The following is an 18,229-nucleotide window of genomic DNA, read 5'->3' as shown; positions in this document are numbered from 1 at the left end:
CGTGCGGGCGTACTGGCTGATCGCCGGGATGTGGATCCGTTCCTCCCTGACCTACCGCACGTCCTTCTTCCTCACGATGTTCGGCAACCTGACGGTGACCGGCCTGGACTTCGCCACGATCCTGCTGATGTTCACGCAGGTCGACCGGCTGGGCGGCTGGACCATGCCCGAGGTGGCCTTCCTGTACGGGCTGTCCACGACCGCGTTCGGCTTCGCCGACCTGGTCTTCGGCTCGATGGACGTGCTGGGCACCCGGATCCGTGACGGCTCCTTCGACATCCTGCTGGTGCGGCCGGCTCCGGTGCTCGCCCAGCTCGGCGCGGACCGCTTCGCGCTGCGCCGCCTGGGCCGGGTCGTGCAGGGCGGGCTGGTGCTGGGGTACGCGCTGTCCGCCGTGGACGTCGAGTGGACGGCGGCGAAGGTGCTGCTGGTGCCGGTGACCGTGATCAGCGGCGCGGTGATCTTCTGCGCGCTGTTCCTGGCGGGCGCGACCTTCCAGTTCGTGGCGCAGGACGCGGCCGAGGTGCAGAACGCGTTCACCTACGGCGGTACGACGCTGCTCCAGTACCCGCCGACGGTGTTCGGGCGGGACTTCGTCCGCGGGGTGACCTTCCTGCTGCCGCTGGCCTTCGTCAACTGGGTGCCGGCCGCGTATGTGCTGGGGCGGCCGTATCCGCTGCGGCTCCCGGAGTGGACGGCGTGGTCTCCGCCGCTGGTGGCGGTGGTGTGCTGCGCGCTGGCGGGACTGGCGTGGCGGGCGGGGCTCAGGTCGTACCGGAGCACGGGGAGTTGACCCGAGCACGGGGAGTTGACCGGAGCACGGGGAGTCGGACGGGGCACGGGGAGTCGGACGGAGCACGGGAGTTGACGGTGTTCATTGAAGTGGACCGGGTGGAGAAGGTCTTCGAGGTCCGGCGCAGGACCGGCTTCCTGAAACGGGAGCGCCGGCAGGTACGGGCGGTGGACGCGCTCTCCTTCGTGGTGGAGCGCGGCGAGATGGTCGGCTACATCGGCCCGAACGGTGCCGGGAAGTCGACGACGATCAAGATGCTGACGGGGATCCTGACACCGAGCGGCGGCCGGCTGCGGGTGGCGGGCATCGACCCGTCGCGGGAGCGCACGAAACTGGCCCACCGCATCGGTGTCGTCTTCGGCCAGCGCACCACGCTGTGGTGGGACCTCCCGCTCATCGACTCCTACCGCCTGATGCACCGCATGTATCGCATCCCCGACGCGCGGTACCGCGAGAACCTGGACCGGCTGGTCGAACTCCTCTCCCTGGAGAGCCTGTTGGACGTTCCGGTACGGCAGCTCTCGCTGGGCCAGCGGATGCGCGGCGACATCGTGGCGGCGCTGCTGCACGACCCGGAGGTGCTGTACCTGGACGAGCCGACGATCGGCCTGGACGTCGTCTCCAAGGCCAAGGTCCGTGAGTTCCTGCGGGAGCTGAACACCGAGCGCGGCACCACGGTCCTGCTGACCACCCACGACCTCCAGGACATCGAGCAGTTGTGCTCGCGCGTGATGGTCATCGACCACGGACGGCTGGTGTACGACGGTCCGCTCGCCGGTCTGCACGAGGCGGGGGAGAGCGAACGGACCCTGGTGGTGGACCTGGAGCGGGAGCTGCCGCCGGTCGAGACGGGCGGGTCGGCGCGGGTGGTGAAGGTGGAGGGCCCACGGCAGTGGCTGGCGTTCCCGGCGTCGGAGTCGGCGGCGCCGCTGGTGGCGCGGATCGCGGCGGAGTATCCCTTGGTGGACCTCTCCGTCCGGGAACCGGACATCGAGACGGTGATCGCGAAGATGCTGGGTTCCTTGGAGACGCCGAGGACCTCACTCGGGGCGCACGACGCCGTAGTGCCGGGCGACCGGAACTCGTAGTCTGCACTCATGACCGACGATGCTCCGGAGCTGCGTGCCTCCGACGCCGATCGCGAACGAGTCGCCGAGGTCCTCAGGGACGCCCTCGCGGAGGGGCGGCTCGACATGGAGGAGTTCGAGGAGCGCCTGGAGGCCACGTACAAGGCCCGTACGTACGGTGAGCTGACGCCGATCACGAGAGACCTTCCCGCGGCGGCCGGTTCGCCGTCGGTGTTCCCGTCGGTGTCACTGAACAAGCCGCCGGTGGACAGCGGCGGTTGGGGAGGCCGGATAGTCGGCGGCGAGGGCTCGTCCTCCTGGGCGGTGGCCGTGATGTCCGGCTTCCAGCGCAAGGGCCGCTGGACGGCACCCAAACGCTTCAACAGCCTGGTGTTCTGGGGCGGTGGCGAGATCGACCTGCGCGAGGCGAACTTCGCGGACCGCGAGATCGAGATCAACTGCGTCGCGATCATGGGCGGGATGAGCGTGATCGTGCCGCCGGGTGTCGAGGTCGTGATGCGCGGCATCGGCATCATGGGCGGCTTCGACCACCGCGAGGAGGGCACCCCGCCGGACCCGGCCGCACCGCGGGTGATCGTGACCGGCTTCGCCTTCTGGGGCGGTGTCCAGGTGGAACACAAGGTCACCAGGGCGGAACGTCAACGCCTCAAGGAAGAACGCCGCCAGGAAAGACTGGACCGCAAATCCTCCCGCCACGAACTCCACGCGGCCCGCCACGAGTTGCGCGAGGAGCGCAGGGCCGAACGAGAAGAGCGCCGCGAGGACCGGAGCCGCCGGAGGCACGGCCACTACTGAGCGGCGGCGGGGCAGCCCACCTGGGGGCGCGGGCAACTGCGCGACCGGCCCCCACCGGCCCGCGGGGAACCACCGGCCCGCGGGGAACCGCCGGCCGTTCGGCACGGGTCGCGGCGGGACGTCTGTGCGGGGCGTTCCCTCACAGTTCCGTCGAGCCGGCTCCCCTCAAGTCGGTCAGGGCGAACGTGTCGGCCATCTTCGCGAAGCCGCTGTCGTTCGGGTGGAGGTGGTCGCCGGAGTCGTAGTAGGGGCGGAGTCGGTTCGGTGCGTAAGGGTCCCGCAGTGCCCTGTCGAAGTCGGTCACCGCGTCGTACACCCGCCCCGCCCGGATCCGCTCGTTGATCTCCTGGCGAACCGTTTCCTTCGCCGGCGACCAGCCACGGTGGCCCTGGAAGGGCATCAGCGTCGCCCCCACCACCTTGAGCCCGCGCGCATGCGCCGCGCGGACGAGCCCGCGCAGCCCGGCGACGACCGCGTCCGGGTCGGCGAGCCGACGGTTGCGCAGGATGTCGTTGATCCCGAGATCGATGACGACGACCTTGACGTTCGGACGGGACAGCACGTCACGGGCGAAGCGCCCGACACCGCTCTCGTTCTCCGGCGGCCGCCCGAGCCCGTCCATGAGGACCTGGTTGCCGCTGATCCCCTCGTTGACCACGCTGTAGCGCGGCACGTCGGAACCCCCCGCCAGGGCTCGCCGCAGCCGCCCCGCCAGCACGTCCGGCCAGCGCCGGTTCGCCCCCTGCGTCGAGGTGATCCCGTCGGTCAGCGAGTCCCCGAACACCACCACCGTGCCCGCGGAGTCGTCGCTCAGCACGTCCAGCGCGGTGAGGTAACGCCAGTACGGCGTCTGCCCGGTGTACGCGGACGCGTCCGCGTCCTGCGTACGGTCGCCGTCCGCGACGTACGACACCTGACGGGCCCGCGGGTGGTAGGTCACCGGCCCGGACGGCGTCGGGGAGTACGTCGTGACCAGCACGTCCGCCGCCCGCGGCACCCGGATCGCCACCGGGTCGCCGACCACCTGCCCGCCCGCCGGCACGACGACGGACGCGGAGCCGCCGAAGGTGAGCCGCCGCATGGTCCCGGCGTCGGCCGCCGCCGTGTCGTGGCCGGCCGCGAGGGCGATCGAGGCGTGGGTGATGGTGAGCGCCGACTGGCCGTACAGGTTGGAGAGCGTGATCCGGGCGCTCGTACCGGACGCGGTCGTGTGCACGACGTTGCGCACGGACCGGCCCGCCAGCCCCTCCGTCTCGGTGCCCGGTTCGCCGCCCACCGGGGACGCCGACCAGGCGCCGACCCAGGTACCGGCCGATGCGGGCGCCGCCGAGGCGCCGTGGTGGTGGCTCCCGCCGCCCGTGACGGCGGCGCTCCGGGACGGACCGTCGGCGGCGACGCCGGCGTAGAGGGCGGCGGACAGGGCCACGATCAGCGCGACGACCGCGCTGAGCAGGGCGTAACCGTGGTGACGCCGGGTCATGCGTGTTCAGTTCTCCTCGAACGACGGGCAGGCCTCTGACGGGCGGCCTGCCGGACTTTTCCGAAGAGACAGACGGTGGGAACTCCTGTTCCGTTCCAGGAGTAGCTCAGGAAGGGACAATATGTGCGGGATCACCATGAGGGTGAGACCGGCTGCGAACGGGTGGAGCAGATGGAGGAACGTACGGAAACGCCGGACACCGACGGCCACGCGCCCGATCGGGGAGACGGCCGGGGGGACGGCCGGGCGGGGAGCACCCCGTCGAGCACCCCGTCCTACAAGTCGATGAACGCCTTCACGCCCGCCGACGAGGAGCGCCAGCGCGGCGTACGGCGCATGAAGACCACCGCGACCGGCCTCCTGCTGCTCGTCGCCCTGGTGTACGTGCTGGCCAAGTGGGCGTCCGGCGCGGGCGCCGGCTCCTGGGCGGACTACGTGGCCGCGGCGGCCGAGGCGGGCATGGTCGGCGCGCTCGCCGACTGGTTCGCGGTGACCGCCCTGTTCCGGCACCCGCTCGGCCTGCCCATCCCGCACACCGCGATCATCCCGACGAAGAAGGACCAGCTGGGCGTCTCGCTGGGCGAGTTCGTCGGCGAGAACTTCCTCTCCCAGGACGTCGTACGGCAGCGGTTGCACGCCGTCGGCATCGCCGGCCGGCTCGGCGCGTGGCTGGCGGAGCCGAAGAACGCCGACCGGGTGACGGCGGAGCTGGCGACCGCGCTGCGCGGCGCCCTGACCGTGCTGCGCGACTCCGACGTGCAGGCCGTGGTCGGCGAGGCCATCACCCGGCGGGCCGACGCCCAGGAGATCGCCCCCGGCATCGGCAAGATGCTGGACCGGGTCGTCGCCGACGGCGGTCACCGGCGGGTCGTGGACCTGGTCGTCAGCCGGGCGTACGACTGGCTGGTGCAGCACGGGGACTCCGTGATGGACGCCGTGCAGGGCGGGGCGCCCGGCTGGACGCCCCGGTTCGTGGACCGGCGGGTCGGTGAGCGCGTCTACAAGGAACTGCTGCGCTTCTGCGCCGAGATGCGGGACATGCCGTCGCACCCGGCGCGCGGCGCCCTCGACCGCTTCCTCTCCGACTTCGCGAACGACCTCCAGTCCGACACCGACACCCGGGCCCGGGTCGAGCGGCTCAAGGGCGAGGTCCTGGGCCGGGGCGAGGTGCAGGACCTGATCGCGTCCGCCTGGACGGCCGTACGGTCCATGATCGTCTCGGCGGCCGAGGACGAGCGCAGCGAACTGCGGCTGCGCGTGCGCGCCTCCCTGATCTCCCTGGGCGCCCGGATGGCCGGTGAGCGCAAGGTCCAGGACAAGGTCGACAGCTGGGTGGAGGGCGCGGCCGTGCACGTGGTGTCGACCTACCGCAAGGAGATCACGTCCCTGATCACCGACACCGTGGCGGGCTGGGACGCCGAGCACACCACCCGGAAGATCGAGGCGCACATCGGCCGCGACCTGCAGTTCATCCGGATCAATGGCACGGTGGTGGGGTCGCTGGCCGGAGTGCTGATCTTCACGGTGTCGCGGGCGCTGGGCGCGTAGGGCGCTTCGATCGCGCGGAGCGGGGCACTCGGCCGGCGTTTCGGTTCTCTCGCCGGCCGAGGAGGCGCGGATGGCTACGGGTGCGGACGTGGGCGTGGACGGCGTGGACGGCGGTCATGGCGGCGGCCGGACGATCACCACCCGGCTCCCGGCCCGACTGGACCGCCTCCCGTGGTCCCGCTGGCACTGGACGATCGTCATCGGCCTCGGCACGGTCTGGATCCTGGACGGGCTAGAGGTCACGGTCGTGGGCAATATCGCGAGCCGCCTGTCGGAACCGGGCAGCGGGCTCGCGATCTCCGCCTCCCAGGTCACCGGCACGGCGGCCGCGCTGTACGTGGCCGGCGCCTGCGTCGGAGCCCTCTTCTGGGGCCGCCTGACCGACCGGCACGGCCGCAAGAAGCTCTTCATGATCACCCTGGTGGTCTATCTGGCCGCCACCGCCCTGACCTCGATCTCCTTCGCTCCCTGGTGGTTCTTCATCTTCCGCTTCCTGACCGGCTTCGGCATCGGCGGCGAGTACGCGGCGATCAACTCCGCGATCGACGAACTGATCCCGGCCTACTACCGGGGCCGCGTCGACCTGATCATCAACGGCAGCTTCTGGGTGGGCGCGGTCGGCGGTTCGCTGCTCTCGATCGTCGCGCTCAACACGGACTTCCTGGCGAAGGACGTGGGCTGGCGCCTGACCTTCGCGCTGGGGGTGGTCCTGGGCCTGGTCATCCTGCTGGTACGGCGGAACGTCCCGGAGAGCCCGCGCTGGCTGCTGATCCACGGCAGGGAGCAGGAGGCGGAGGAGATCGTCTCCTCGATCGAGCACCAGGTGGAGGCCGAGAAGGGCGAGCCGCTCCCCGAACCGGCGAGCGAACTGGTGATCCACCAGCGCTCCGCGGTCACCTTCCGCGAGATCGCCCGCACGGTCTTCCACGACTACCGGCGCCGGGCCGTCCTCGGCTTCTCCCTCTTCGTCGGCCAGGCGTTCCTCTACAACGCGATCACCTTCGGCTTCGGCACGATCCTCACCAAGTTCTTCGACGTGCCGACCGGCGACACGGGCTACTACTTCGCGGTCATCGCGGTCGGCAACTTCTTCGGCCCCCTGCTGCTGGGCAAGCTCTTCGACACCGTGGGCAGGCGGGTGATGATCTCGTCGACGTACCTGCTCTCCGGGGTGCTGCTGTTCCTCACGGCATGGCTGTTCGACCGGGGCGTGCTGACGGCGGGGACGCTGACGGCGTGCTGGTGCGTGGTGCTGTTCTTCGCGTCGGCGGGAGCGTCCAGCGCGTACCTGACGGTGTCCGAGATCTTCCCGATGGAGACGAGGGCGATGTCGATCGCCTTCTTCTACGCGCTGGGCACAGCGGCGGGCGGCATCAGCGGCCCGCTCCTGTTCGCCGACCTGACGGGGACGGGGAAGGTGGCCGACACGGTCCTGGCCTTCCAGATCGGCGCGGGCCTGATGTGCGCGGCGGGGCTGGTGGCGGTGGTGTGCGCGGTGAACGCGGAGCGCCGGTCGCTGGAGGACATCGCCACCCCGCTGACGGCTGCGCCGCCGGGCGGGGGAAAGGGGCTCTCAACGGCCCAGTGACACGGCCGTCGCCAGGAAGGCGGCGCCCCCGCACACGGCCAGGGTCCAGCCCGCACAGCGCGCCCGCAGCCCGCGGTAGCGCCGCTCGTACTCGCCCCGCAGGGAGACACACCGGGCGGCGATCCGTTCGAGGTCCTGCCGGGCGCGCTTGAGGCTGTCCTCGACGTAGTGGCGTTCGACCTCGTCACGCTGGGCCGTGGTCAGCCAGTCCAGGTGCCCGGTGAACTGCCTGGCCCGCTGCTCGGCCTCCGCGATCCTGGCCTGCCACAGCAGGTATCCCTCCACCTCGTCGGCGAGGTTCCCGTCGGCTCCCTGCTGCGGTCTGTCGCCCACCCGGTGTTCCGCGTCGGTCATGAGTGGACGCCCTGGGCCTCGGCCTCGGCCAGGGCGATGTCGGGGTGGTGCAGGTCGAACGCGGGGGATTCGCTGCGGATCCGGGGCAGGGTGACGAAGTTGTGCCGCGGCGGCGGGCAGGAGGTCGCCCACTCCAGCGAACGGCCGTAGCCCCACGGGTCGTCGACGCCGACCGGCTTGCCGTACCTGGCGGTCTTCCACACGTTGTAGAGGAACGGCAGGATCGACAGGCCGAGCAGGAACGAACCGATGGACGAGATCGTGTTGAGGGTGGTGAAGCCGTCGGCGGCCAGGTAGTCGGCGTACCGGCGCGGCATGCCCTCGGCGCCCAGCCAGTGCTGGACCAGGAACGTGGTGTGGAAGCCGATGAACAGCGTCCAGAAGGTGATCTTGCCGAGCCGCTCGTCGAGCATCTTGCCGGTCATCTTCGGCCACCAGAAGTGGAAGCCGGCGAACATCGCGAAGACGACCGTGCCGAAGACCACGTAGTGGAAGTGCGCCACCACGAAGTACGAGTCGGAGACGTGGAAGTCCATCGGCGGCGAGGCCAGGATGACACCGGTCAGACCACCGAACAGGAATGTCACCAGGAAGCCCGTCGCCCACAGCATCGGCGTCTCGAAGGACACCGAGCCCTTCCACATGGTGCCGATCCAGTTGAAGAACTTCACCCCGGTCGGTACCGCGATCAGGAAGGTCATGAAGGCGAAGAACGGCAGTAGCACACCGCCGGTGACGTACATGTGGTGCGCCCACACCGTCACGGACAGACCGGCGATCGCGATGGTCGCCGCGACCAGGCCCATGTAGCCGAAGACCGGCTTGCGGGAGAAGACCGGGAGCACCTCGGTCACGATGCCGAAGAACGGCAGCGCGATGATGTACACCTCCGGGTGGCCGAAGAACCAGAAGAGGTGCTGCCACAGCAGCGCGCCGCCGTTTGCGGCATCGAAGACATGGGCGCCGAACTTGCGGTCCGCCTCCAGCGCGAACAGCGCGGCGGCGAGGACGGGGAAGGCGAAGAGGACCAGGACGGCGGTCAGCAGCACGTTCCACACGAAGATCGGCATCCGGAACATGGTCATGCCGGGCGCGCGCATGCAGATGATCGTGGTGATGAAGTTGACCGCGCCGAGGATGGTGCCGAAGCCGGAGAAGGCCAGACCCATGATCCACATGTCGGAACCGAGGCCCGGCGAGCGGATCGCGTCCGACAGCGGCGAGTAGGCGAACCAGCCGAAGTCGGCCGCGCCCTGCGGGGTGAGGAAGCCACCGACGGCGATGGTCGAGCCGAACAGGTACAGCCAGTAGGCGAACATGTTCAGCCGCGGGAAGGCCACGTCCGGCGCACCGATCTGGAGCGGCATGATCCAGTTCGTGAAGCCCGCGAACAACGGGGTCGCGAACATCAGCAGCATCACCGTGCCGTGCATCGTGAACGCCTGGTTGAACTGCTCGTTCGAGACGATCTGCAGACCCGGCCGGGCGAGCTCGGCGCGCATGACCAACGCCATCACACCGCCGATCAGGAAGAACCCGAACGACGTGAGCAGATACAGCGTGCCGATGGTCTTGTGGTCGGTGGTCGTCAGCCACTTCACCACGACATTGCCGGGCTGCCGCCCTCGCACCGGCACCTCACTGTCGTAGTGGGGGACGGCAGAGGGCTCGGGGTCGTTGAGAACGGTCACCGGTGTGTGTCTCCAGACGCTCGCGGTTCGCCCGCACCATGGCGTGATCCTCCGGCCATCCTGGCGGCTCCGGGCCGGGAGAGAAGCCCCGAGCCGCCCGCATACGGCCGAACGCGTGAGCAGGACCCACGGGTGGAGCAAGCCCGGCGCCCGCCCGGCCTCCCGGCGGCCGGTGCCTAGTCGGCCTCGGCGCCGGTGCCCGGTCGGCCCGGTGCCCCCGCCTGCGCAGCAGGAGCAGCCCGCCCGCCAGCGCGGTGATCCCCGTGGCCGCGGTCCACCCGACGACATCACCGGACCCGGTGGCGGCGAGGTCGTCGCCCTTGCCCACGGCCGACGGGGAGGACGACGCCGACGCCGGAGCGGATGCGGAGGACAAGGCCGACGCCGGAGCGGACGCGGAGGGCGATACCGATGCCGGTGCCGTCGGACTCGCGGACGGAGTCGTACCCCCTGCCGCCTGCGCCCGGTCCCGGGTGAACGTCAAAGTCCCGAAGCCCAGTTGGTCGTACCCCCCGCTGTTCGGCCCGTAGTCCCCGCCGCCGCCCTCCGGCGCGGCCTTCGCCGCGATCCGGGTGACGTACGTCGCCGACAAGCCCCGCCGTCGGGTGTAGTGGTTGGCGATCATCGCCCAGACGGGGCGGGTCATCGCCGGGTCCACCCCGGCCGCCGCGGTCGCCGTCTCGGTGCCCGACCAGCCGCCGACCGCCCCCTTCCTCCGGGTGTTCGCGGTGTACGGCACCTGCCCGCCCATGCTCCACTTGGCGACGTACTGAGCCCCCTTGAGGAACCGGCTGTCGTCGTAGCCGTACAGGTCGATGCCCTGGTTCCAGGCCATCTCGCAGAACGTGCCCATCAGGCCCACCCCGAGGAGCGCGTGACCCTGGTCGCGCCCCGCCTCCAGCCATTCGCCGAGTCCGCCGTCCGCCTCCTCGTCGTACACGACGGGAATGGCGTTCCTGATCGACCCGAGCCCGTCGCCGTGCTTGAAGTAGTCGACCGCGCGGGCGACCTGGGCCCGGTCGTCGCAGAAGACGCCGGTGGCCAGGACGCAGGCCATGGCGGCGAGGTCCCAGTTGGTCCAGTAGTTGGAGACGACGGCGCCGTTGTGCCGGACGAGGAAGTCGTCGCTGGGGGCGGCGAAGAGCTTGCTGAGCATCTCCTGGAAGCGGGCGAGCTCGAAGTCCCCGTGGTCGCGGACGAGTTCGGCGGCGTTGGCGAACTGGTAGCCGTACAGCCCGGCGGCCAGGAACCGGTCGGCGGACCCGTTGACCGCGGTGAGGGCGGACGACCAGGCGTTGAGGACCGCGACGGCGGTGTCGGCGTACTCGCTCTCGCCGGTCACGTGGTAGCGCAGGGCGTTCTGGTAGGCGGCGTGGATGTCGTTGTAGAGCAGCGCGTAGTTCTCCGGGGTGCCCGAGCCCCGGTAGACCACCGCCTGCGGCCGTGCCTGCCAGCCGCTCTGTGCGTGCCGGTTGGCGGTGAGCCGGGCGAACCCGGCCGTGTAGGGCGCGGCGCCCGCCCGCACCTTGGCGGCCATGCGGTCGAGATCGGTACGGGTGTGCAGCAGGCCGGGGTGGGCGAAGGCCCCGTCGGCCGCCGCGGCGGGCCGGACCCCCGCGGTGATCCCCGCGGTGATCCCGGTGGCGGCACCCACCGTCGCTCCCGAGGCCTTCAGCAGGCTCCGGCGGCTGATCTGTCGAGTCGTGTGCATGCCCTGGGAGACGGGCGGCAACGGCCCCGATAACAGAAACCAGGGGGGAGCGGATCAGGCGCCCGTCGTCGACCCCGGCCGCACGATCATCAGAACCGTCACCGTGGCCCAGAGGAGATTGAACACCCCGGTGAACATGGCGAGTCGGGCCGTCGCCCGCCGCGTCACGCCCTCCGCGCCGCCCTCCGCGCCGCCCTCCAGCAGTGCGCTCTGGCGAGGCAGCACCAGCGCGGCGAGGACGACCGCCGCGAGTGCGGTGAGCGCGATCGACGTGATCAGCCAGGCGCTGCCCAGCACATGCATGTTGCTCGCGGTGGCGAACCCGAACACCGGGACGGCGACGCCGACGACGGCGTACACCCGGCAGATCCGGTACAGCAGCTGAAGGGTCCCGGCGGCGCGGACGTCGTCCGGCGCCTCGATGGCGCGGCGGGCGGCCGGCGGGAACATGCTGGCGGCGACGGTGACGGGACCGATCGCGACGATCGCCGCGAGGACATGGACGGCTAGGAGGAACTTGGTCACGGCCTCGACCGTAGGCGGCCGGAGGATCTTGCAGAAGCGGCGATTCTGCCACCACTCAACGGATTCTCGCCAGCCACGCGTCCCGCCGCCTCGCGACATTCGCCCCCGGTTGGCGGGAACCCGTCGAGCGGGTACGTTCCTGCCATGCACACCGTCGCCGTACTGGTCCTGGACCAGGTCGTCCCGTCCGACTTCACCGTGCCGATCGACACCTTCGGCTGGGCCCGGCTGCCCGACGGCCGGGACGCCTACCGGGTCCGGGTGTGCGGGCCGGGCGGCGAGGTGACCGCGGCGGGCGGCGCGTTCACGGTGAGGGCGCCGTACGGGCTGGACGCGCTGGCCGAGGCGGACACGATCATCGTGCCGGGCGTCGCGGATCCCGCGTACGTCCTCCCGGCCGAGGTCGCCGACGCCCTGCGCGCGGCGGCGGCGAACGGCACCCGGATCGCGTCGGTCTGCGTCGGGGCGTTCGTCCTCGCGGCCACCGGCCTCCTGGACGGCCTGCGCGCCACCACGCACTGGGCCGCGGCCGACACCCTCGCCGCGCTGCACCCGGACATCGACATCGACCCGAACGTCCTCTACGTCGACAACGGCCAGTTCCTGACCTCGGCGGGCGCGGCCGCGGCCATGGACATGTGCCTGCACATGGTCCGCATGGACTACGGTTCGGCGGTCGCCGCCCACGCGGCCCGGATGTCGGTCATGCCGCTGGAACGGGAGGGCGGCCAGGCCCAGTTCATCGTCCACGACCAGCCGCCGGCACCGGCCGGTGCCACCCTGGAGCCGCTGCTGAGCTGGCTGGAGGACAACTGCGACCGGGACCTGACGCTGGAGGAGGTCGCGGCGCGGGCCGGCATGAGCACCCGTACCCTCAACCGCCGCTTCCGCGACCAGACCGGCACGACCCCGCTGCAGTGGCTGCACCGGGCGCGGGTGCGCAGGGCACAGCACCTGCTGGAGACCACCGCGCACCCCGTGGAACGCATCGCGACCCAGTCGGGCTTCGGCTCTCCGACGGCCTTCCGGGAACGCTTCCGCCGGGTGGTCGGCACGAGCCCACAGGCATACCGGCGGGCGTTCCGCAGCGCGGACGCCTCCTAGCGGGAGTCCGTGTTCGGCCGTGCCCCGAAGGGGCGCTGGGGGGTACCCCCGGCCGAAGGCTGGGGGAGGAACTGCGCGACCGGCTACGACGGCGCCGCGGTCGGGTGACGGCCGGGCACGGCACTTCCAGCGGAGCGCCTGGCGCCGACGCCGCTCAGGCGCGCCGGTCGGCGACCGCCCAGGACGCCAGTGCCACCGCACCGGCCACGCCGAAGACGGACGGCCAGGCGCCCACCTTCTTGGCCAGCGGATGCGACCCGGCGAACGCGGCGACGTACGCCACGGACAGCGCCCCGGCGGCCTTCCCGCCCGCCCGCTGCCGCCACTGCCGCGCGGCGACACCCCCGGCGACGGCCAGCACGGCCCCACCCAGCGGCCGCTTCTTCGTCCACCGGGCCACGCCGTACCCTCCGACAAGCCCGCTCGCGGCGATCACCGAACTGGGAACCCTGGCCATGCCTGTCTCCTTCTGCCACCTTCTGCCTGGATTTCCCGAGGCTAACTCGGCGGCGGCAGCGCTGAGCGAACATGAGTCGACCCTTGTCAACCCTTGTCAGTCCTGGGGAATCGACGAAATGCGGCTCCGGAGGTGACGGAGTGCGCCGAGCGGGGGCAGCGGGCCGGGTGGCCGCCGCGTTTGTGGCACGCCGGCCGGTCACTCTGAGCGTCGCGGTCGGCCGGCCCAACGAACCCGTTGCCGGTCAGCAGTTGATGGGTGGGTTACCGGAAGCGACTCGGCAGAAGTCCGACCCGAGTCCGCCGTCGACGGTGCCGGCGTTCGGGCCGACGGTGAGGAAGTCGCCGTCGGCGCCGCCGAGGATCCTGCCGGTCGCCGTGGTACCGGCGTTGGCCGTGATGGAGTCGCCGCCGGCGCCGCCGTCGACGGTGCCGGCAACGATGCCGTTGACGACGATGTAGTCGCTCCCGCCCGAGCCGTTGACGCTATCGCCCACGGCAAGGGCGCCGCAGCTGATGTAGTCGGAGCCGGCGGTACCGGTGACGGTCGTACCGGAGACGGGACGGCCGTTGACCGTACATGAAGTCAGGGCTTGTGCAGGCGTCGCGGTCAGGGCGAGGGGAGCGGCCGCGAGGGTGGCGGCGCAGAGCGTACGCATCGCGTATCTGATCATGTGATGAGTGGTTCACGACGACTTCATGATCGCAATTCTGCGCCATCGGTGACTCTGCCGTTCGGGGTGGTGTGCCGCCCGGACGGGTCACCGAGGCCGAGGATCGGATGATCGGGTAGGCCACGGGGCCTGGACCACCGCCCCGACGGCCTCTACCCGAAGTGCACGATGCCGGCGCCCGAAGCGGACCAGATGCGCACCCGCCGCCCGGCCACGCACCTCACCGTCGTCCCGCACGCCGCCCACGACGTCCACCTGGACGCCCCGGCGGAGCTGTACGAGACGATCACGGCCTTCATGACCTCCACTTGGGGCTGAGCGCGATGGCGCGCAGCTGCTTCATGGTCAGGGCCGGGGCGGTGCGGGTCGCGGCGGTCTGCTGGGAGCCGGAGTTGAAGGCGCTGATCACCACGCGGAAGCCGTCGGTGCGCATGGTGTCGACGGTCCACATGACGACCCCGTCGCCCCCCTTCTCCCCGGGCCCCTGCCGCTCGGCGACCTGGGTGCCGTCGGGGAGGGTCTCGGAACCGGCCCCGAACAGCTGACCCGCGACGTCGGACATGTTCGGCTGCACGTTGATCTGGACGAGGCTCCTGCCCTTGCCGTCGTCGACGACGAGGTAGGTGAACTGGTCGTCGTCATCGGCACCGTGCGCCACGACCTTGAGCCCCTTGGGGATCAGTGAGGCGAGGGTCTGCCGGATCGCCTTGCCGCCGTCGCCGTCGTCCGGCGCCGTGGGCGGCTCCTGGGTCTGCCGGGGATCCTCCGGAATGGCGTCGACCACCCCACGCCAGTCCTCCGCGGCAGCGAGCACCTTCAACTGGGTCGCTGACAAGGGAGGTTGGGCACGGCTGATCGGCGCGTCCTTCTCGGCGGCGGCGTTCCACTCGCTCACGGTGACGTGATGGCCGTCCGGGGTGACGAGGTTCGCGGTCCAGAGCTTGGTGTCCACCCGCCGGTCGGGATACTCGTACCCCTTCACGACGGTGACGACGGAAGCGTCGGGCAGATGGCTGGTGACACAACTGTCGTACGGGATGTAGACCTTGTCCGGGCACTGGACGGCCTGCCGGGCGTCGGACCCGCCCGGCAGCACCCGGTTCACGGCGACACTGATGGCGGCGGCGCCGTGACCGTCGTCGTACACGAGCTGCGCGTACGGGGCCACGAGCGGCGCGTTCTTGTCGACGCCCCGCCCCTCCGCCTTGCTGAACGTGCCCTTCGGCAGCAGCTTCTCCAGCGTGCGGATCATGTCGTCCGAGGTGACGGCACGGGTGGTGGCGGTGGGGGACCGGGTGACGTGCGGGTTCGTGCTCACGGCGGCGGGCGGCCGTCCGGACGACGACCCGCCCCAGGGCACCAGCAGCGCACCGCCCACGCCGGCGAGCGCGACACCGGCGGCGCCGCCCAGCACGGTGGTCCGCCGCCGCAGCCGTAGCCGCCGCCCCCGCGCCGTACCGGCGGCCGCGAGCGCGCCCCGGTCGGTGTCGAAGGTGCCGCCGGCGTCGTGCAGGGCGGCGGAGAGCCGGAGTTCGAAGGGATCGCTACTGCTGTCGCCGTCGCTGTGCTGCCGCTTCACGGGCATGACGAACCACCGTTTCCACAAAGTTGATGCGCTTGATGTCAGGAGCGGGCGTACTCGGCGAGGTCCTCGCCCAGCAGCTCACGCAACCGCGCGAGGGCGCGTACGCACCGCGTACGGACGGCGGCCGAACTCACGTTGAGGGCGTCCGCCGTCTCGTGGATCGACCGGTCCTCCCAGTACCGCAGGACGACGACGGCCCGGTCCTTGGCGGGCAGCCGCGCGAGCGCGTCCAGGAGGGTCAGCCGCAGCGAGGGATCGGCGCCGGTGTCGGCGAACTCGGGGAACGAGTCCCTGGCCCGCTCCCTGCTGCTGAACCGACGCCGGTGGGCGAGGAAGGTCCGGGTGAGCACGGTCTGCGCGTACCCGGCGGGGTTCCCGACCCGGGAGACCCGGCTCCACCGGAGGTAGATCCGCCCGAGGGCCTCCTGCACCAGGTCCTCCGCGAGATGGGTGTCCCCGGCGGTGAGCAGACAGGCCGACCGGTACATGTGCCCGGCCCGCACCGCGGCGAACTCGGCGAAGTCCTCCCCAGAGCCCTGCCCCATCCGTAACCTCCCCCGTCCCCGGCACTCTGCCGTTCCACTTCACTGATGCGGTGGGCCCGGGAAAATGTTTCAAAGAATTCTCAGGGACAGCTCATTGCTCCCCGCGCCCCCGGACTCCCCGCCATCGGGCTCCCCGTCTCCCCCGGGCCCCCGGGCCCCCGGCCCCCGGCCCGGTCACCGGGCCAGCGCCTCCCGTACCGCGTCGACGAGTGCGGACGCGCGCGGGTCCTCCGCCCCCTCCACGATGCTGTTCATGACGTAACCGAAGGCGATGCCGTGCTCGGGGTCGGCGAAGGCGAGCGACCCGCCCCGCCCGGGATGCCCGAACGCACGAGGACCGGTCAGGGGGTTGGTCTCTACGGGCAGCATGTAGCCGGAGGCGAACCTGATCGGGAACATGATGACCTTGTCCACCCCGGCGGCCTGTTCCACGGTCGCGGACGCGAGCGTCTCCGGCGTGAACAGCCGCACCCCGTCCACCTCCCCGATCAACGCGGCGTACATCCGCGCCAGCGCCCGCGCCGTACCGATCCCGTTGGACGCGGGCAGCTCCGCGGCCTGCACCTCGGCCGAGTTGAAGTCGATCTCGACCGGATCGGTGACGGCGAACGCCCGGTTGCTCAACGAGTCCGGATCCTGCAACGCGGCGACGAACTCCCGCGCCTCCGGCGGCACGAGATCCAGCGGTACGGTGCTCAGGTCGAACTCCGGCTTCGGATACACCATCCGGCTCACCCGACCGCGCTCGGCGGCCGGCAGCCCGATGTAGAAGTCCAGCCCGAGCGGCCCGGCGACCTCCTCGGCGAAGAACCGCCCCGGCGTACGCCCGGACACCCGCCGGATCACCTCCCCGACCAGCCACCCGAAGGTCCGACCGTGATACCCGTGCGCCGTCCCCGGCTCCCACGCGGGCCGCTGAGCGGCGAGCGCGGCCACCATCGCCTCCCACCCCAACGCCGCCTCCAACGGCACCGGCGGATCGACGGTGACCACCCCGGCCCGATGCGACAACAACCACCGCACCGGGATGTCGGCCTTGCCGTTCGCGGCGAACTCCGGCCAGTAGTCGGCCACCGGCGCGTCGAGATCCAACTCCCCGCGCTGGGCCAGCAGATGCGCGACGGTGGCGGTGGCTCCCTTGGTCGCGGAGTACACGAGCTGCAGGGTGTTCCGCTCCCACGCCCGCCCGGTCTCCGGATCGGCCACCCCACCCCACAGATCCACCACGGGCCGCCCGTCCCGATACACACATACGGCGGCCCCGACATCCCCCCGCTGCTCGAAGTTGGCGCGGAACGCCTCCCGCACACCCTCGAAACCGTCGGCCACTTCCCCATGGATCAACGTCATGTTCTCCATCCTGGCACCGAGGCGGTCCGGCTGGACGGCCTCGGGACGCACCGGGCCCGAACGTTGGGGTCCATGCCCGGGACGCCCGACCCGGTCGTGCGGCCCGTACGACCGGGTCGGGCGACTTCGTCCGGGCTGCTCACCGGCCTTCGGTCACCAGGGCACCTCCCCCGCGTCGTCGAAGAAGCTGCCGGTCGGGCCGTCGTCGGGCAGGGTCGCGAGCCGGATCGCGATCGCCGCGCCCTGTTCCGGGGTGCGGACACCGCGGAAACCGTTGAGGTCGGTCGCGCAGTAGCCCGGGCAGCCGACGTTGATCAGGATGTTCGTGTCGCTCAGTTCCTTTGCGTACTGGACGGTGACCGCGTTGAGGAACGTCTTCGACGGCGAGTAGGCCACCGCGATCGGGCCCGTTTCGGCGCCGGGGGTGGTCTGCAGGGTGAGGGAGCCGACGCTGCTGGACATGTTCACGATCCGCGGCGACGCCGACCGGCGCAGCAACGGCAGCATCGCGTTGGTCACGCGGATGACGCCGATCACGTTGGTCTCCACGGCAGCCCGTACCGTCGCGACGTCGACGGTGGTGGGCATCTGCGGCGCACTGCCGGTGATCCCGGCGTTGTTGACGAGCACGTCGAGGCGTCCGGCGCGGTCCTCGACCAGCCCGGCGGCAGCGGTCACGCTCGCGTCGTCGGTTACGTCCAGCGGTACGCCGAACGCGTCGACGCCCGCAGCCTGCAACTTCGCCACGGCACTCTCGCGACGCTCCTCGTCCCGCGCGCCGACCCCGACCCGCCAGCCGAGGGCGCCCAGGCCCGCGGCGATCTCGTATCCGATGCCCTTGTTCGCGCCGGTCACCAGCGCGATGGTCTGTTCGCTCATACCGTCGATCCTGTCCGGACCCGAGGCGGCTCGGCCAACACCGATCGGGTGGATATCGATACC

The 18,229-nt window shown here is 71.2% G+C and carries 17 protein-coding genes and 1 pseudogene; 7 read left to right on the top strand and 11 right to left on the bottom strand.

The window, feature by feature from the left end; all coding sequences use genetic code 11:
• Positions 1–28: 28 nt before the first annotated feature.
• The 3 genes from ABZ642_RS29185 to ABZ642_RS29175 all read left to right on the top strand — a co-directional run bounded on the left by ABZ642_RS29185 (position 29) and on the right by ABZ642_RS29175 (position 2,676).
• Positions 29–793 carry an ABC transporter permease gene (locus tag ABZ642_RS29185; RefSeq protein ID WP_360489555.1) on the top strand — a complete coding sequence of 255 codons (765 nt, stop codon included), beginning with the start codon at positions 29–31 and terminating at the stop codon, positions 791–793.
• Positions 794–864: 71 nt separating this feature from the next.
• A complete protein-coding gene (locus ABZ642_RS29180; RefSeq protein WP_360489420.1) occupies positions 865–1,881 on the top strand; it encodes an ATP-binding cassette domain-containing protein in 1,017 nt (338 codons plus the stop codon).
• A gap of 9 nt (positions 1,882–1,890) precedes the next feature.
• On the top strand, positions 1,891–2,676 hold the full coding sequence (locus tag ABZ642_RS29175; RefSeq protein ID WP_360489419.1) for a DUF1707 domain-containing protein: 786 nt from the start codon (positions 1,891–1,893) through the stop codon (positions 2,674–2,676).
• 139 nt (positions 2,677–2,815) lie between these two features.
• On the opposite strand, the gene ABZ642_RS29170 is transcribed toward ABZ642_RS29175, so the two are convergent.
• The gene (locus ABZ642_RS29170) at positions 2,816–4,156 is read right to left on the bottom strand and encodes an SGNH/GDSL hydrolase family protein (RefSeq protein ID WP_360489418.1); all 1,341 of its coding nucleotides are present in this window, start codon (positions 4,154–4,156) and stop codon (positions 2,816–2,818) included.
• A 285-nt stretch (positions 4,157–4,441) separates the two neighbouring features.
• Between ABZ642_RS29170 and ABZ642_RS29165 the strand changes: the two genes are divergently transcribed.
• A complete protein-coding gene (locus ABZ642_RS29165) occupies positions 4,442–5,704 on the top strand; it encodes a DUF445 domain-containing protein (protein ID WP_360489554.1) in 1,263 nt (420 codons plus the stop codon).
• A gap of 70 nt (positions 5,705–5,774) precedes the next feature.
• Positions 5,775–7,292: an MFS transporter gene (locus ABZ642_RS29160; protein WP_360489417.1), complete on the top strand. Its 1,518-nt coding sequence runs from the start codon at positions 5,775–5,777 to the stop codon at positions 7,290–7,292.
• Here ABZ642_RS29160 and ABZ642_RS29155 read toward each other — a convergent pair.
• From ABZ642_RS29155 to ABZ642_RS29140, 4 genes and pseudogenes are all read right to left on the bottom strand, one after another.
• Positions 7,278–7,646, bottom strand: coding sequence for a cytochrome C oxidase subunit I (locus ABZ642_RS29155; RefSeq protein WP_360489416.1), 369 nt, complete (start codon positions 7,644–7,646; stop codon positions 7,278–7,280). The two genes, ABZ642_RS29160 and ABZ642_RS29155, sit on opposite strands and share 15 nt — an antisense overlap.
• Positions 7,643–9,337, bottom strand: a complete 1,695-nt coding sequence (ctaD, locus tag ABZ642_RS29150; protein WP_360489415.1) for a cytochrome c oxidase subunit I — start codon at positions 9,335–9,337, stop codon at positions 7,643–7,645. Before ctaD ends, ABZ642_RS29155 begins: the two co-directional genes overlap by 4 nt.
• Positions 9,338–9,551: 214 nt before the next feature.
• Positions 9,552–11,048, bottom strand: a pseudogene (locus ABZ642_RS29145) (alginate lyase family protein); the annotation flags it as partial.
• 54 nt (positions 11,049–11,102) lie between these two features.
• Complete coding sequence (locus ABZ642_RS29140) at positions 11,103–11,573, bottom strand: hypothetical protein (protein WP_360489414.1); 471 nt, start codon at positions 11,571–11,573, stop codon at positions 11,103–11,105.
• A 144-nt stretch (positions 11,574–11,717) separates the two neighbouring features.
• On the opposite strand from ABZ642_RS29140, the gene ABZ642_RS29135 reads away from it, so the two are divergent.
• Positions 11,718–12,677, top strand: a complete 960-nt coding sequence (locus ABZ642_RS29135) for a helix-turn-helix domain-containing protein (protein ID WP_360489413.1) — start codon at positions 11,718–11,720, stop codon at positions 12,675–12,677.
• 154 nt (positions 12,678–12,831) lie between these two features.
• On the opposite strand, the gene ABZ642_RS29130 is transcribed toward ABZ642_RS29135, so the two are convergent.
• Positions 12,832–13,134, bottom strand: coding sequence for a hypothetical protein (locus tag ABZ642_RS29130; protein WP_360489412.1), 303 nt, complete (start codon positions 13,132–13,134; stop codon positions 12,832–12,834).
• Positions 13,135–13,378: 244 nt separating this feature from the next.
• A complete protein-coding gene (locus tag ABZ642_RS29125; protein ID WP_360489411.1) occupies positions 13,379–13,807 on the bottom strand; it encodes a hypothetical protein in 429 nt (142 codons plus the stop codon).
• Between the two features lie 168 nt (positions 13,808–13,975).
• On the opposite strand from ABZ642_RS29125, the gene ABZ642_RS29120 reads away from it, so the two are divergent.
• Entirely contained in the window at positions 13,976–14,125 is a 150-nt protein-coding gene (locus tag ABZ642_RS29120) for a hypothetical protein (RefSeq protein WP_360489410.1), read from the top strand.
• Here the strand turns inward: ABZ642_RS29120 and ABZ642_RS29115 are convergent.
• The 4 genes from ABZ642_RS29115 to ABZ642_RS29100 form a co-directional block, all read right to left on the bottom strand.
• Positions 14,103–15,392 (bottom strand): hypothetical protein, encoded by a 1,290-nt coding sequence (locus ABZ642_RS29115; RefSeq protein WP_360489409.1) that lies wholly within the window; start codon positions 15,390–15,392, stop codon positions 14,103–14,105. The two genes, ABZ642_RS29120 and ABZ642_RS29115, sit on opposite strands and share 23 nt — an antisense overlap.
• Positions 15,393–15,430: 38 nt before the next feature.
• Positions 15,431–15,937, bottom strand: coding sequence for a SigE family RNA polymerase sigma factor (locus ABZ642_RS29110; RefSeq protein ID WP_360489408.1), 507 nt, complete (start codon positions 15,935–15,937; stop codon positions 15,431–15,433).
• Positions 15,938–16,111: 174 nt separating this feature from the next.
• Positions 16,112–17,287: a serine hydrolase domain-containing protein gene (locus ABZ642_RS29105; protein WP_360489407.1), complete on the bottom strand. Its 1,176-nt coding sequence runs from the start codon at positions 17,285–17,287 to the stop codon at positions 16,112–16,114.
• A 153-nt stretch (positions 17,288–17,440) separates the two neighbouring features.
• Entirely contained in the window at positions 17,441–18,166 is a 726-nt protein-coding gene (locus tag ABZ642_RS29100; protein WP_360489406.1) for an SDR family oxidoreductase, read from the bottom strand.
• Positions 18,167–18,229 lie beyond the last annotated feature (63 nt).

The organism is Streptomyces sp. NPDC007157 (assembly GCF_040634235.1).
Taxonomy (GTDB): domain Bacteria; phylum Actinomycetota; class Actinomycetes; order Streptomycetales; family Streptomycetaceae; genus Streptomyces.
This window is presented reverse-complemented; position numbering and strand designations above follow the sequence as displayed.